Raw genomic sequence first — 13,343 nt, 5'->3', positions numbered from 1 at the left:
TCCGCCGGTCCGGTTCGGCACAACCGGGTGCCGGCTGGTTCAGGCCGGTTCAGGTCCCGGCCCCCGACACGCCCTAGTCGTTCAGGAGCCCGGCCCGGCGCAGGGCGTCGGCGAGTGCCGTGTCGGGCGTGCCGCCACGGCCACTCTGGCCACCCCGGTTGCCCTGGCCGCCGTAACCGCCACGGCCACCGGCGCCACCCTGGCCACCGGCGCCACCCTGGCCACTGGCACCGCCCCGGCCCCCGGCACCGCCCCGGCCCCCGGCACCGCCCTGGCCACCACGACCCTGGCTGCCCTGACCGCGCTGCCCACCCGGACCGCCGGCGCCGCCGGCACCACCGGGCCGCTGACCGCGGTCACCGCCGCCCCGCGGGCCGCCGCGGGAACCCCGCTGGCCACCGGCGGGCGCACCGATCTCGTCGTCGAGCCGCAGGCTGAGCGAGATCCGCTTGCGGTCGGTGTCCACCTCCATGACCTTCACCTTGACCACGTCGCCGGGCTTGACCACCTCTCGCGGGTCCTTGACGAAGTTGTGCGACATCGCGCTGACGTGCACCAGCCCGTCCTGGTGCACGCCGACGTCGACGAACGCCCCGAACGCGGCCACGTTGGTGACCACACCCTCCAGCACCATGGCCGGCTTCAGGTCGGCGACCGTGTTGACGCCCTCGGCGAAGACCGCGGCCCGGAACGCCGGTCGCGGGTCGCGGCCGGGCTTGTCCAGCTCGGCCAGGATGTCTTCGACCGTGGGCAGACCGAACGTGTCGTCGGCGAACTCGCCCGGCTTCAGCGTGCGGATCAGCGCGGTGTTGCCGATCAGCCTGGGCAGGTCAACCTCGGCCCGGGTGAGGATGCGCCGCACCAGGGGATAGGCCTCCGGGTGCACGCCGGACGCGTCGAGCGGGTCGTCGCCGCCCTGAATGCGCAGGAAGCCCGCGGACTGCTCGAACGCCTTCGGCCCGAGCATCGGCACGTCGCGCAGCGACTTACGGTTGCGGAACGGCCCGTTCCTGTCGCGGTGCGACACGATGTTGGCGGCCAGCGTCTCGCCGATGCCGGACACCTGGCGCAGCAGCGGGGCGGAGGCGGTGTTCACGTCGACGCCGACCGCGTTCACGCAGAACTCGACCACCCCGTCGAGCGATCGGGCCAGGGCCGACTCGGGCAGGTCGTGCTGGTACTGACCGACGCCGATCGACTTCGGGTCGATCTTCACCAGCTCGGCCAGCGGGTCTTGCAGGCGGCGGGCGATCGAGACGGCGCCGCGGATGCTGACGTCGAGGTCGGGCAGCTCGGCCGAGGCGTAGGCGGAGGCCGAGTACACCGACGCACCGGCCTCGGAGACCACGACCTTGGTCATCGAGAGGTCTTTCGCGCGGGCGATCAGCTCGGCGGCCAGCTTGTCGGTCTCGCGGGACGCGGTGCCGTTGCCGATCGCGATCAGGTCGACGTGGTGCGCGCGGCAGAGCCTCTCGAGCTCGTCGAGCGACTCGGCCCAGCGCCGCCGCGGCTCGTGCGGGTACACGGTGCTGTGGGCCACCACCTTGCCGGTGCCGTCGACCACGGCGACCTTGACGCCGGTGCGGATGCCCGGGTCGAGACCCAGCGTGGCGCGGTTGCCGGCCGGGGCGGCCAGCAGCAGGTCGCGCAGGTTGGCGGCGAACACCCGGATCGCCTCCTCCTCGGCGGCGGTGCGCAGCTGGGCGCGCACGTCGAGGCCGAGGTGCACCGAGATCCGGGTGCGCCAGGCCCAGCGCACCGCGTCGACCAGGAACCGGTCGCCCGGTCGCCCCTGGTTGCTGACGTCGAACCGGTGCGCGATGTACTGCTCCGAGGCCCCCAGCTCGCCCGGGGCCGGCGGCGGCGCGTCGTCGGGCTCGAAGGCGAGGTCGAGGATCTCCTCCTTCTCGCCGCGGAACATCGCGAGCACACGGTGCGAGGGCAGCTTGGTGTAGGGCTCGGTGAGGGCGAAGTAGTCGGAGTACTTGGCGCCCGCGGCCTCCTTGCCCTCGCGCACGGTGGCCGACAGCTGCCCGCGGTTCCACATGCGCTCGCGCAGGGTGCCGATCAGGTCGGCGTCCTCGGAGAACTTCTCCACCAGGATCGACCGGGCGCCCTCGAGCGCGGCGGTGACGTCGGCGACACCCTTCTCGCCGTCCACGAACGACTCGGCGGCCACGCGCGGATCCTGGGTGGGATCGGCGAGCAGCCCCTCGGCCAGGGGCGCCAGCCCGGCCTCCCGGGCGATCTGGGCCTTGGTGCGGCGCTTGGGTTTGTAGGGGAGGTAGATGTCTTCGAGGCGGGACTTGGAATCGGCCTCGCGCACCTGCGCCTCGAGCTCGGGCGTCAGCTTGCCCTGCGAGCCGATCGACTCGAGGATCGCCTCACGTCGTTTCTCCAGCTCCCGCAGGTAGACCAGGCGCTCCTGGAGGGTGCGCAGCTGTGCGTCGTCGAGGGTGCCGGTGATCTCCTTGCGGTACCGGGCGACGAACGGCACGGTCGCGCCGTCGTCGAGCAGGCCGATCGCGGCGACCACCTGCCACAGCTGAACCCCCAGCTCGTCGGCGATCCGCTGTTCGACACTGACTGTCACGATCTTCACCTCTTGCCCGCTGCCTGCTGAACGACCACCCAGACTCTAGGGGTTCCCACCGACAGCTTGCGGGCACGACCGGCACGAGATCACGGAACCGGGCGCCCGGCCGGGCCGAACACCGCCGGGCGACCACCGAATCACCCCCATATCCGCAGCAAGAGGACGAGGGGGGTGGCGTGCGTCACCCGTTCGGCGGCCATCCGGAGGGGAATACGGATCGGGGCCCGTACGCTGCACCCTCTGGTTAGTTGCCGTCCGCAACGAATGACGGCCACCGGCCACCACCAACCCCCGCAACGCGTCAGTGCCGACGTGCGCGCGCCCACGTCTAAAGAAGGCGGAGTACAAGCTTCATGGTCGCGGTCGACTCGACGAGCCCCCCGAACACCCCGAAAGACGGGCAGAGCCACGGTCTCCTGATCGTCGGACTGGCCACCGCGGTGATGACGCTGTCGCTGCTCCAGACCCTCGTCGTCCCTGTGCTCTCCCGGATCGCCGGCCAGCTCGGCGCCGACCTGACCACCACCGGCTGGGTCCTCACCGCGAACCTGCTGGCCGCCGCCGTGGCCACACCGGTGCTCGGCCGGATGGGCGACGTCTACGGCCGCCGCCCGGTGATGCTCGGCATCCTCGTCACGGTCACGGTCGGCATCCTGCTGGCCCTGTTCACCAGCTCGCTGCCGCTGCTGATCGTCGCCCGGGTGCTCCAGGGCTCCTCGTACGGCCTGTTCCCGCTGTCGATGGGCGTGCTGCGGGACGAGGTCCCGCCGCACAAGCTGACCCAGTCGATGGCTCTGGTCAGCGCCACCCTCGGGGTCGGCGGTGTGGTCGGCCTGCTGGTCACCGGCCTGCTCACCCAGGGCGACGCCAGCTACCACCGCCCGTTCTGGTTCGGCCTCGCCATCACCCTGATCGCCCTGGTGATCAGCTTCTTCACGCTGCCGAAGCGACCCGGCGGCCACTCCGCCACCAGCGTCGACTGGCTCGGCGGCGGCATCCTCGGCGCCGGTCTGGTGCTGCTGCTCCTGCCGATCTCGCAGGGCGAGAGCTGGGGCTGGGGCTCGCCGGTCACCATCGGCCTGTTCGTCGCCGCCGTCGTGGTGCTGGCCGTCTGGATCCTCGTCGAGGGCCGCATGAAGCAGCCGCTCGCCGCGCCGAAGCTGCTGGTCAACCGCGGCGTCATGCTGGCCAACGGCGCCGGCCTGCTGGTCGGTTTCGGCATGTTCAGCTCGTTCCTCGGGATCACCGACTTCGTCCAGACGCCCGACATGCTGACCGGTTACGGCTTCACCGCCGACGTGCTCGCCGCCAGCGCCGTCTACCTGCTGCCCGGTGGTGTGGCCGGCGTGGTCGCCGCCCCGTTCATCGGCCAGCTCGTGCACCGGGTCGGCGGCCACAAGGCCCTCACCCTGGGCGCGGTGTTCGGTGTGGTCGGCTTCGCCGGGATGGCGCTGTTCCACGACAGCACCTGGGAGATGATCGTCTTCGGCATCCTCACCCAGGTCGCCGTGACCTTCGGCTTCGCCACCCTGCCGGCCCTGCTGGTGCAGGCCGTGCCGCCGGCCGAGACCGGTGTGGCCAACAGCGTCAACTCGATCATGCGGTCGGTCGGCAGCGCCGTGGCCAGCGCGCTCACGGTCAGCCTGCTCACCGCCATGATCAGCGACACCACCGGCCTGCCCTCCGAGGGCGCCTACGTGCTGATCTTCTCGCTCGGCGCGGCCGCGTTCGCGATCGTCGCGGTGATCGGCCTGCTCGGCGGCCGGGTCAAGCCGCACGCCGTGCCCGCCCAGGAGGAGCGCGAGGAGGCCGCCGTCGGCCTGTCCGGCGAGTTCTCCACGGTGTCGGGGCTTTCCAGCTGACACCTGCTCGACGACGTGGGCCCGGGTGAGAACCCGGGCCACGTCTGTTTTGTGCGGGGACGACGGGAGCGCGCTACCCCTCGTCGTCCGGGAGCTCGCGCAGCAGGGTCCGCACCTGGTCGAGCAGCTGCTCGGCGGTCAGCTCGAACGGCTCCAGGGTGCGCTCGGCGCGGGATAGCACCACGGCACCCTCGCTGGCGGCGATCAGCAGGGTGGCGAACCCGGCCGCGGTGTCGGACGGCAGCCCGCCGTGCTCGAGCAGCTGGGACAGCCGCGAGCGCCACGACCGGAACACCTCGGCCGCGTCGTCGAGCAGCCGTTTGGTGTCCGCCGCCACGGTGACCGCGACGACCGCACAGCCGGTGGTGCAGTCGGACCGCGACAGCAGCAGACGCCAGCCGTGCAGAAACCGCTCGGTCACCACGCCGGCCCCGTCACCGTCCCAGCGGTCCAGCCAGTCCATGGTGCGGCGCCCGGCCAGCCCGAGGGCCTCCGACACCACCTGCTCCTTGCCCTCGGGGAAGGAGTGGTACATCGAGCCGCGGGCCGCCCTGGAGGCACTGAGGATCTCGGCCAGTGAGGTGGCCTGGAGTCCCCGGCGGGCCAGCAGCCCGGCCGTGCCCTCGACGATCCGCTCCCGGGTGCTGATCTCGGGACCCTCAGAAACCACCGTGCTCGCCCCCATCCCGTCATGGAACCACAACGGACGGTGACGGGACGGCAAGCGCGCCCGGGCGGGCGCGGCTGTTGCCTCACCGCGCGGCTGCGGCAGCATCGCTCAGCTGCGGCAGCATCGCTCAGCTGCGGCAGCGCTCAGCGCCGGGCCTGGGCCCGCACCGCCGTCCCCCCGTTCACCGTCATCCGCAGCTCGGTGAAACCGCCCTCCAGCAGCAGGTTCCCGAGTCTGCTGCCGGCCCGCCCGGCGGCCTCCAGGTCGGCGGTGGCGGTGCCGGGCAGGGCGGCCGCGGCCCGGGTGACCAGCTCCGGCGGGGCGGGCAGCGGCACGGTGCGGGTGCCGGTGAGCACCTGCGCCCAGGCCCCGCCCAGCCCGACGGTGAGCGCCGGCACCGGTCCCTGCCGGTGCGCGGTCATCGTCAGGGCCACGCCCGGCCGGGCCAGGGCCTCGATCAGCAGCGCCGACCCGCAGCGCTCCAGGTCGTCCATCCCGGCCGCCCCGGCGAGCAGTTCGCCCACCCGTCGCCCCACCCGGTCGGCGCTGGTCAGGCCGCCGGCCGGGCCCGGCGCGTCGGGGGTCGCGGCGGAACCGGGCGAGGACAGCCGCACCGTCACCGGGAAACCGATCTGCGCGGCGGCCAGCGCCACGGCGGTCGCGACGGCCTCGCCGTCGGCGTCACCGTCCGGCAGCGGCACCACGGCGTGACGCAGCACCCCGATACCGGCCGCGTCGAGGGCCGCCTTCGCGTCGTGCTCGGCCAGCGGCCCGGGGCGGAAGGGCGTGGGGACGGCGTGGTGGCGCCGGGCCCCGGCCGCGATCCGGGCCAGCCGGGTGGCGTCGGGGGCGGCCTCGCGCAGGGCGGCTACCGCGGCGAGCGCCGCGGGCAGCCCGGACACCGCCCCGGCCGGTTCCTGCCCGGGCATCCCGGCCACCACCAGCACCCCGGCGTCCGCCCGGGCCGCGCCCAGCAGCACGCCCTCGCGGGTGGCCAGCCACTCGGCCGAGTCGTCGGGGTGCAGGCCGGGCGGCTCGTCCTGCACGTACAGCACGCTGCCCACGGCCGGGTCGGCGGCGACGGCCGCGGTGATCCGGGCCATCGCCCCGGCGTCGGCCCAGACCCCGGTGGTGTGGTTCAGCGGGTTGCCGGGCACGGCGGTGCGGGGCAGGTGCGAGGCCAGCTCGGCCCGGGTGCCCGGCGACAGCCCGGGCAGTTCCACCCCGGCGTCGGCGGCCAGGTCGGCGGCCAGCGCGGCGTCACCGGCGGTCGAGGTGATCACGACCGGGCCGCGGCGGGTACGCCGCCCGCCGGCCAGGGCCCGGGCGGTCTCGATCAGCCGGTGCACGTCCGGGCAGGCCACCGCCCCGGCCTCGGCCAGCAGCGCGTCGAGCACGCGCCCACGCCCGGTGTCGATGTGCCGGCCGGTGCGCAGCACGGCGATGCGCAGGTCGGCACGGGCGCACAGGGCCAGCGCCGAGGCCAGCCGGGCACCGTCGGGGATCCGCTCCAGATACAGCGCGACCGCCCGGACCCGCTGTGCGGCGGCCAGATTCGCCAGTGCGGCCGGGACGTCGACGACGGCGGCGTTGCCGAGGGAGACCACCGAGTGCAGCCCCTGGGCCTGCCGGTGGCCCAGGGCGAGCAGCCCGGCGCTGCCGCTCTCGGTGACCAGTGCGACCGCCGGGTCGGGGTCGTCGCCGGGCAGCACCACCGGGTCTCCCCACAACGGTGCCCGGCCGTGCGCGCTGACCAGGCCGTTGGTGTTCGGGCCGAGCACCGGCAGCCGGTGCCGCCCGGCCGCGGTGACCAGGCGCCGCTGGGCCGCGTCGTCACCGGTGTCGGCGAAGCCGCCGGCGAACACCACCGCCCCGCCGCAGCCCAGCCGCCCGGCCTCGGCCAGGTAGTCCGGCACGGTGGCGGCCGTGGTGGCCACCACCACGGCGTCGGCGGGCCCGCCGAGCACGTCCACCGCCCCGGCCAGGTCGGGCCGGCAGGGCACCCCGAGCACCTCGCCGAGGCGTGGGTGCACCCCGGCGACCTGCCCGGCGAAACCGGCCCGCCGCAGGTTGAGCAGCGTCTGCGCGGCGTACGAGCCGGGCCGGTCGGTGGCCCCGACCACCACCACCGAGCGCGGTGCGAACAGCCGGCCCAGATCGGGTTCGGCGACGGCGGGCCCCGGCCCGGCCCGCACGGCACCGGGCGGCGGGGCCCCGTCCATCGCTACCACGCAGGCAAGTATTCGCCGTTCAGCCCATGGATCGGGTGGTTTCCCCGGCTTTCGCCGCCGGGAAGGGTGTTTCGGCTGTGAACAGCGCGCCGGTCAGGGCCTTCTCCCGGTCCTCCTGACGTCGTGCGGCCAGCTCCGCCCCCACCGCGACCAGCGCCAGAGCGATCACCACCAGCCCGAACACGGTGGTGGTGGGCCGCAGCCCGAAGTGCGGCACGGCCAGCCCGGCCAGTACCGCGGCCCCGCCGAACGCCAGGTAGCTGGGCACGTAGACCGCCGAGAGCAGCTCGGCCCGTTCGTGCGGGCGCACCAGCCGGGCCACCGACCCGAGCGCGCCGACGAACCCGGCGCCGAACCCCAGCCCGGTCACCACCAGGCCGGCGAAGAAGACCGGGAGCGAGGTGGTCGCGACCGCCACCAGCACCACGGCCATGCCGGTGGCGAGCACCAGGCAGGAGGCGAGCATGGTGGAGCGGGCCGGGCGCCCGCGCACCGCGAACGCGGCCAGCGAGCCGGAACCGGCCATCGCCGTCACCACGATCCCGCCGATCACGTGGTTGTCCACGCCGAACACCCCGACGGCGAGCGAAGCGCCGAGCGACAGCACCAGGCCACCGATCGACCAGGTCGCCACCAGCACCGGCACGGCGTTGCGGAAGGCCCGGCGGGCCGCCGGCGGCACCGAGGCGGTGGGCCGCAGACTGGCCAGGGCGCCCGCGCGCCGCTCGTCCCGGGCCGGCAGCACCACGGCGCAGGCGATCAGCAGCACCACGAGCAGGAGCGTGAGGACGTCGAACACCAGCGTGGTCGGCATCGGCGCGAACTGCACCAGCACACCCGACAGCAGGGCACCGGCGGCCAGCCCGAGGGTGGGGGAGGCGACGTTGATCCCGGCCGCCAGCGTGGGACGCCCGGGTGGGGCCAGGTCGCCGATCGCGGCGCCGAGCGCGCCCAGGCCGATCCCGGTCGCGAGCCCCTGGAGGCCGCGCCCGACGATCAGGTCGGCCACGTCGTCGGCGACCAGGAACACCGCCAGCGACGCGATCTCCAGCGCGATGGCGGCCAGGATCACCGGGCGCCGCCCGACGAAGTCGGACAGGCCGCCCACCACCAGCAGGGTCAGCAGAAGCACCGCCGCGTAGGTCGCGAACACCACCGTGAGCACGGCCGGGCCGAAGTGCCACTCCTGCTGGTAGACGACGTACAGCGGCGACGGCGCGCTGGACGCCGCCAGGAACACCACCGCCGTCAGGGCGGCGAGCCAGAAGCCTGCCGCCCGCCGTGACTGCGTGACCATCCGGTCCTCCATGACAGTTCGACTAAACTTGAACCGTTGCAGCGTAGGTCCAAGTTCTAGAAAAGTCGAACTAACGGGCCGGGTGGATTAGTCTTGGTTGCATGAGTGCTTACGAGCATCCCGACGTCGCGGAGCTCGCCCTTCCGGCCGTGCTGTTCGCCCTGAGCGACCCGGCGCGGCTGGAGATCGTCGGCCGGCTCGCCCTCTGGCGCGAGGGCCAGACCCCGCTGGTGTGCGCGTCGGTGGGCCCGGACATGCCGAAGTCCACCCGGTCGCACCACCTCAAGGTGCTGCGGGAGGCGGGCGTCACCCGGTCGGTGCAGGTCGGCCGCGAGCGCCAGCTGTCGCTGCGCCGCGACGACCTGGACGCCCGCTGGCCCGGCCTGCTGACCGCGGTGCTGGCCGGGGTGCCGGTCCCGGCCTGAAGCTCCTGCCCCGCCTAGGGTTTCACCACCTCGTCGACCACGGCCGCCGACCCGCCGCCGCGGCGGGTGGGCTCGGCCGCGGCCACCAGCTTCCCGCCGGGCCGGAACTCGACGGCGGTGGCGGCGCCGATCTCCGCGGTCTCCTTCAGCTGATGGCCCAGGGCGGTCAGTCCCGAGCCCAGCGCGGTGGTGGTGACGGCCGGCTCGGCGTCGCTCGTGGCGCCGTTGCGGGAGGAGATGCGCGGGGCCGCGATCGCGTCGACCAGTGACAGACCCCGGTCCAGCCGGCCCAGCGCCACCTGCAACGTGGTGGTGATGATCGTGGCGCCGCCCGGAGAGCCGACGGCCAGCAGCGGTTTTCCGTTCTGGGTGAAGATGGTCGGCGACATCGACGAGCGCGGCCGCTTGCCCGGGCCCGGCAGGTTCGGGTCGGGCACGCCGGCGGTGAGCGGGACGAAGTTGAAGTCCGTCAGCTCGTTGTTCAGCAGGAAGCCGTAACCGGGCACGGTGATGCCCGAGCCGCCGGTCTGCTCGATGGTCAGCGTGTACGACGCCACGTTGCCCCAGCGGTCGGCGACCGTGACGTGGCTGGTGCCGTGGTCGTCCCGCGCGGCCGGCTGGGCGGTGGCCGGTGCCACGCAGTGGTCGGTGCCGTACGAGCCGTCCGGGATGCCGAACGGGATCGGCCGGGCCGCGGCCTTCTCCGGGTCGAACAGCTGGCAGGCCCGCTCCGCGGCGAAGTCCTGCGACACCAGCTCGCGCACCGGGACGCCCTTCACGTCACCGACCCAGCGGTTGCGGTCGGCGAACGCGGTGGCGCTCGCCTCGGCGAACCGGTGCAGGTACGGCACCTCGGACAGCCCGCCGAGATCGCCGCCGGGGTACTCCTCGAGCAGGTTCAGGGTCTCGGCCACCGCGATGCCGCCGGACGACGGCGTGGGCATGCCGTACACCGTGAGGTCTTCGTACGTGCTGACGACCGGCTTCTTCGTGAGCGCCCGGTACGCCCGCAGGTCCTTGCGGGTGATCAGGCCGGCGTACACCGCGGAACCGTCGGTGGTCTGCGGGGCGTTCGCGGTGCTCACCACGGCCCGGCCGAGTTCACCGCGGTAGAGCGCCTTCACCCCCTGCCGGCGCAGGATGCCCAACGACCGGGCCAGGTCGGGGTTGGTGAACACGGTGCCGACCTCGGGGGCGGACCCGCCGGGCAGGAACAGCTGGGCGGTGGCCGGGAACCGGGCGAACCGGGTGGCGTTGGCCGCGGTCTGGTCGTGGAACGTCTGGTCCACCACGAACCCCCGCTCGGCCAGGCGCTGGGCCGGGGCCAGCAGCTGGTTCAGGCTGCGGGTGCCGTACTGGCGCACGGCCCGGTCCCAGAGCGCGGGCGTGCCCGGCACCCCGACCGACAGCCCGGAGCTGACCACCGTGGCGAAGTCCAGCGCGGTGCCGTCGGCGTTCTGGAAAGTGGTGGGCGTGAACGCCTTCGGCGCGGTCTCCCGGCCGTCGACGGTGCTGACCCGCTTCTTCTTCGCGTCGTAGTAGACGAGGAAACCGCCACCCCCGATGCCCGTCGAGTACGGCTCGGTGACCCCCAGCGCCGCCGCCGTGGCCACCGCGGCGTCGGCCGCGTTGCCGCCCCGGCGCAGCACGTCCAGCCCGATCGCGGTGGCGTCGGCGTCGACACTGCTCACCGCGCCGCCGTAGCCGATCGCCTCGGCCTTCTTCGGGGTGGGTGCGGGGGTGCCGGAGGGCGAGGGAGTGGGCGTGGGCGCCGGTGTGCCGATCGCCCCGGCGGTGAGCGACGCGCACACCGCGAGCACCCCGATCACGGTCGGCGCGACCCGGAGGCCACGGCCCCTGCCTGTTCTGCTGCCGGTTCTGCTGACGGAAAAGGACGGGCGGGTCATCGGTTCTCCTCGCATCAGGCCGAGCGTCAGGCTGCGGAGCTCACGTCCCGGGAAACGGACACGGAACGATGACACAGAATCCACGCATCGTAGCCGGGGATCGGAGCCGGTGGGCCGGGCCCGTGGACAAGTCCGCGCATCGCCGGGCAAAGGGCCCGGCCGGACCGGTCGCCGCTCCGGCAGGATGGCGCCATGACGGAAGACCAGGCCGCCCCCTCGGCGGCGTCCAGATTCGCCGACCGCTTCTTCCGCACCGCGCCGTCCCCGTCGCTCGACGGGATCCGGGCGACGCTCTGGAACGACGCGCCGACGGCCGGAAACCCGCCCGGGCCGGGGGACACCGACACCGCGGTGCTGCTGGAGCAGTACAAGCTCTACGCCGAGATGGCGGACCGGGTCTCCGAGCGCCGCGGCCAGGCCAACGCCTTCTTCCTGTCGGTGAACACCACCGTGGCCGCCGGAATCGCGCTGTTCGCCGAGCATTCCGTGGACACCGCCCGGCCGCTGCTGATCGCGCCCTGGCTGATCCTGCTCGGGCAGTGCCTGGCCTGGTTCTGGCTGCTGCGCTCGTACCGGCAGCTGAACTCGGCCAAGTTCGCGGTGATCGGCGCCCTGGAGGAACGGCTTCCCGCCTCGCCCTACTGGCGCGCCGAGTGGGCCGCGCTCGGGGGCGGCACCGATCCCGCGCGTTACTGGCCGCTCAGCCACGTCGAGCAGTGGGTGCCCTGGGTGTTCGCGCTCGCGTACACGGCCGGTTTCGTGGGTCTCCTGTTCGTGTAGGGGCAGGAATCATGGACGACGAGGGCCCTGGCCGGGCTCCTCGTCGTCCATGATCGGGAGGGAGGCTCAGACCGGGACGGCCTCGGTGAGCTCCTGCGCGTCGGGCACCCGCTGCCGGGCCGCGAACGCCAGCCCGGCGTTGACCACCGCGAACCCGGCCGCCACCAGCATGCCCCGGTGGAACGCGTCGACCAGGGCGGCCTGCACGCTCGCCCCCTCGGCCAGACGGCTGTTGGCCAGCGACGTCGACAGCGTGTTCACCACCGCCAGGCCCAGCACACCGCCCACCTGATAACCCGCCGACACCAGCCCGGACGCGGCACCGGCGTCGTCGTGCGACACCTCCGACACCGCCGAGATCTGGCCCGGCACACCGACCCACATGATGCCGAAGCCGAACAGCGCGAAGCCGGGCAGCAACTCGGTGGCGTAGCCGCCGGTGGCCCCGGCGGTGGTGAGCAGCAGCAGGCCGGCCACCCCGAGCACCGAGCCGATCAGGTGCACCGGCCGGGTGCCGATCCGGGTGACCAGGCTCGACGCCGACGCGGCCCCGAGGATGGCGGCCAGGCCCATCGGCAGGAACTGCACGCCGGTGGCGACGGCCGACTCGCCGCGCACCTGCTGGAGGAAGATCGCGGCCAGGAAGAACATCGACAGGAACGCGGCGCCGTTCAGGCCCAGCTGCACGGTCGAGACGCTCAGCGAGCGGGAACGGAACATCCGCAGCGGCACCAGGGGAGCGGCCGAACGGGCCTCGGCGGCGACGAACCCGGCGAGCAGCACGACCGCGGCCACCAGCGAGCCGATCACCTCCGGGTCGCTCCAGCCCAGCGGTTCGGCGCGGATCACGCCGTAGATCAGGGCGAGGACGCCGGTGGTCGCCAGCAGGGCGCCGAGGGCGTCGAACGTGCGCGGTCCGTCCGTGCTCCCGGCGCGGCTCTCACCGACGAACAGCGGGGTGACGGCGAGCAGGGCGACGGCCACCGGCACGTTGACGAAGAACACCCAGCGCCAGCTGGCGCCGTCCACCAGGAAGCCGCCGGCGACCACGCCCAGCGTGCCGCCCAGACCGGCCAGCCCGCCCCAGATGCCGAGGGCGATGTTGCGCTCACGCCCGGGGGCGAAGGTGACGGTGAGGATGGACAGCGCGGCCGGCGACATCATCGCGCCGCCCAGACCCTGCACCGCGCGGAACGCGATCAGCAGACCCTGGCTGTCGGCCAGGCCCCCGGCCAGCGAGGCCAGCCCGAACACGGTCAGGCCGGCCAGGAACAGCCGCCGCCGCCCGAGCAGGTCGGCGGCCCGGCCGCCGAGCAGCAGGAACCCGCCGAACACCAGCGTGTACGCGCTGACGACCCATTGCAGGTCGTCGGCGCTGAAGCCGAGATCGTTCTGGAGGTCGGGCAGCGCCACGTTCACGATCGTGACGTCGAGCACGACCATGAACTGGGCCAGGGCCAGCACGGCCAGCGTCGACCAGGGATTGCGCCTCATGGCGATCGAACCTTCCTCGGGATTCATGTACGTCGTACATGTACGGCATACATGTACCGCGTATAGGAAGTGTCTGGCAAG

9 protein-coding genes are annotated in these 13,343 nt (G+C 73.6%); 3 read left to right on the top strand and 6 right to left on the bottom strand.

Annotated elements, in window-relative coordinates; all coding sequences use genetic code 11:
• Positions 1–73: 73 nt before the first annotated feature.
• Positions 74–2,593, bottom strand: coding sequence for a Tex family protein (locus KIH74_RS25600; RefSeq protein ID WP_308114000.1), 2,520 nt, complete (start codon positions 2,591–2,593; stop codon positions 74–76).
• Between the two features lie 356 nt (positions 2,594–2,949).
• Here KIH74_RS25600 and KIH74_RS25595 point away from each other — a divergent pair, with 356 nt between their 5' ends.
• Positions 2,950–4,458: an MFS transporter gene (locus KIH74_RS25595; protein WP_214158812.1), complete on the top strand. Its 1,509-nt coding sequence runs from the start codon at positions 2,950–2,952 to the stop codon at positions 4,456–4,458.
• 73 nt (positions 4,459–4,531) lie between these two features.
• On the opposite strand, the gene KIH74_RS25590 is transcribed toward KIH74_RS25595, so the two are convergent.
• From KIH74_RS25590 to KIH74_RS25580, 3 genes are all read right to left on the bottom strand, one after another.
• A complete protein-coding gene (locus KIH74_RS25590) occupies positions 4,532–5,143 on the bottom strand; it encodes a TetR/AcrR family transcriptional regulator (protein WP_214158811.1) in 612 nt (203 codons plus the stop codon).
• Between the two features lie 128 nt (positions 5,144–5,271).
• Positions 5,272–7,350: a CoA-binding protein gene (locus tag KIH74_RS25585; RefSeq protein ID WP_246573105.1), complete on the bottom strand. Its 2,079-nt coding sequence runs from the start codon at positions 7,348–7,350 to the stop codon at positions 5,272–5,274.
• A gap of 28 nt (positions 7,351–7,378) precedes the next feature.
• Positions 7,379–8,656: an MFS transporter gene (locus KIH74_RS25580; protein ID WP_214158808.1), complete on the bottom strand. Its 1,278-nt coding sequence runs from the start codon at positions 8,654–8,656 to the stop codon at positions 7,379–7,381.
• Positions 8,657–8,757: 101 nt separating this feature from the next.
• Between KIH74_RS25580 and KIH74_RS25575 the strand changes: the two genes are divergently transcribed.
• Positions 8,758–9,081 carry an ArsR/SmtB family transcription factor gene (locus KIH74_RS25575; protein ID WP_214158807.1) on the top strand — a complete coding sequence of 108 codons (324 nt, stop codon included), beginning with the start codon at positions 8,758–8,760 and terminating at the stop codon, positions 9,079–9,081.
• A 14-nt stretch (positions 9,082–9,095) separates the two neighbouring features.
• Here the strand turns inward: KIH74_RS25575 and ggt are convergent, their stop codons facing one another.
• Positions 9,096–10,988, bottom strand: coding sequence for a gamma-glutamyltransferase (gene ggt / locus KIH74_RS25570; RefSeq protein ID WP_214158805.1), 1,893 nt, complete (start codon positions 10,986–10,988; stop codon positions 9,096–9,098).
• 192 nt (positions 10,989–11,180) lie between these two features.
• On the opposite strand from ggt, the gene KIH74_RS25565 reads away from it, so the two are divergent.
• Positions 11,181–11,768, top strand: coding sequence for a RipA family octameric membrane protein (locus KIH74_RS25565; protein ID WP_214158803.1), 588 nt, complete (start codon positions 11,181–11,183; stop codon positions 11,766–11,768).
• Positions 11,769–11,834: 66 nt separating this feature from the next.
• Here the strand turns inward: KIH74_RS25565 and KIH74_RS25560 are convergent, their stop codons facing one another.
• The gene (locus KIH74_RS25560) at positions 11,835–13,262 is read right to left on the bottom strand and encodes an MFS transporter (protein ID WP_214158802.1); all 1,428 of its coding nucleotides are present in this window, start codon (positions 13,260–13,262) and stop codon (positions 11,835–11,837) included.
• Positions 13,263–13,343 lie beyond the last annotated feature (81 nt).

This window comes from Kineosporia corallincola (assembly GCF_018499875.1).
Lineage (GTDB): Bacteria > Actinomycetota > Actinomycetes > Actinomycetales > Kineosporiaceae > Kineosporia > Kineosporia corallincola.
The sequence above is the reverse complement of the archived record's forward strand: the minus strand, read 5'-3'. Positions and strand labels throughout refer to the sequence as shown.

What these genes read in the sequence shown, in the direction of transcription:
- KIH74_RS25595 (WP_214158812.1), top strand. Translation starts at nt 2,950, where the DNA reads ATGGTCGCGGTCGACTCGACGAGCCCCCCGAACACCCCGAAAGACGGG.
- KIH74_RS25590 (WP_214158811.1), bottom strand. Translation starts at nt 5,143, where the DNA reads ATGGGGGCGAGCACGGTGGTTTCTGAGGGTCCCGAGATCAGCACCCGG.
- KIH74_RS25585 (WP_246573105.1), bottom strand. Translation starts at nt 7,350, where the DNA reads ATGGACGGGGCCCCGCCGCCCGGTGCCGTGCGGGCCGGGCCGGGGCCC.
- KIH74_RS25580 (WP_214158808.1), bottom strand. Translation starts at nt 8,656, where the DNA reads ATGGTCACGCAGTCACGGCGGGCGGCAGGCTTCTGGCTCGCCGCCCTG.
- KIH74_RS25575 (WP_214158807.1), top strand. Translation starts at nt 8,758, where the DNA reads ATGAGTGCTTACGAGCATCCCGACGTCGCGGAGCTCGCCCTTCCGGCC.
- ggt (WP_214158805.1), bottom strand. Translation starts at nt 10,988, where the DNA reads ATGACCCGCCCGTCCTTTTCCGTCAGCAGAACCGGCAGCAGAACAGGC.
- KIH74_RS25565 (WP_214158803.1), top strand. Translation starts at nt 11,181, where the DNA reads ATGACGGAAGACCAGGCCGCCCCCTCGGCGGCGTCCAGATTCGCCGAC.
- KIH74_RS25560 (WP_214158802.1), bottom strand. Translation starts at nt 13,262, where the DNA reads ATGAGGCGCAATCCCTGGTCGACGCTGGCCGTGCTGGCCCTGGCCCAG.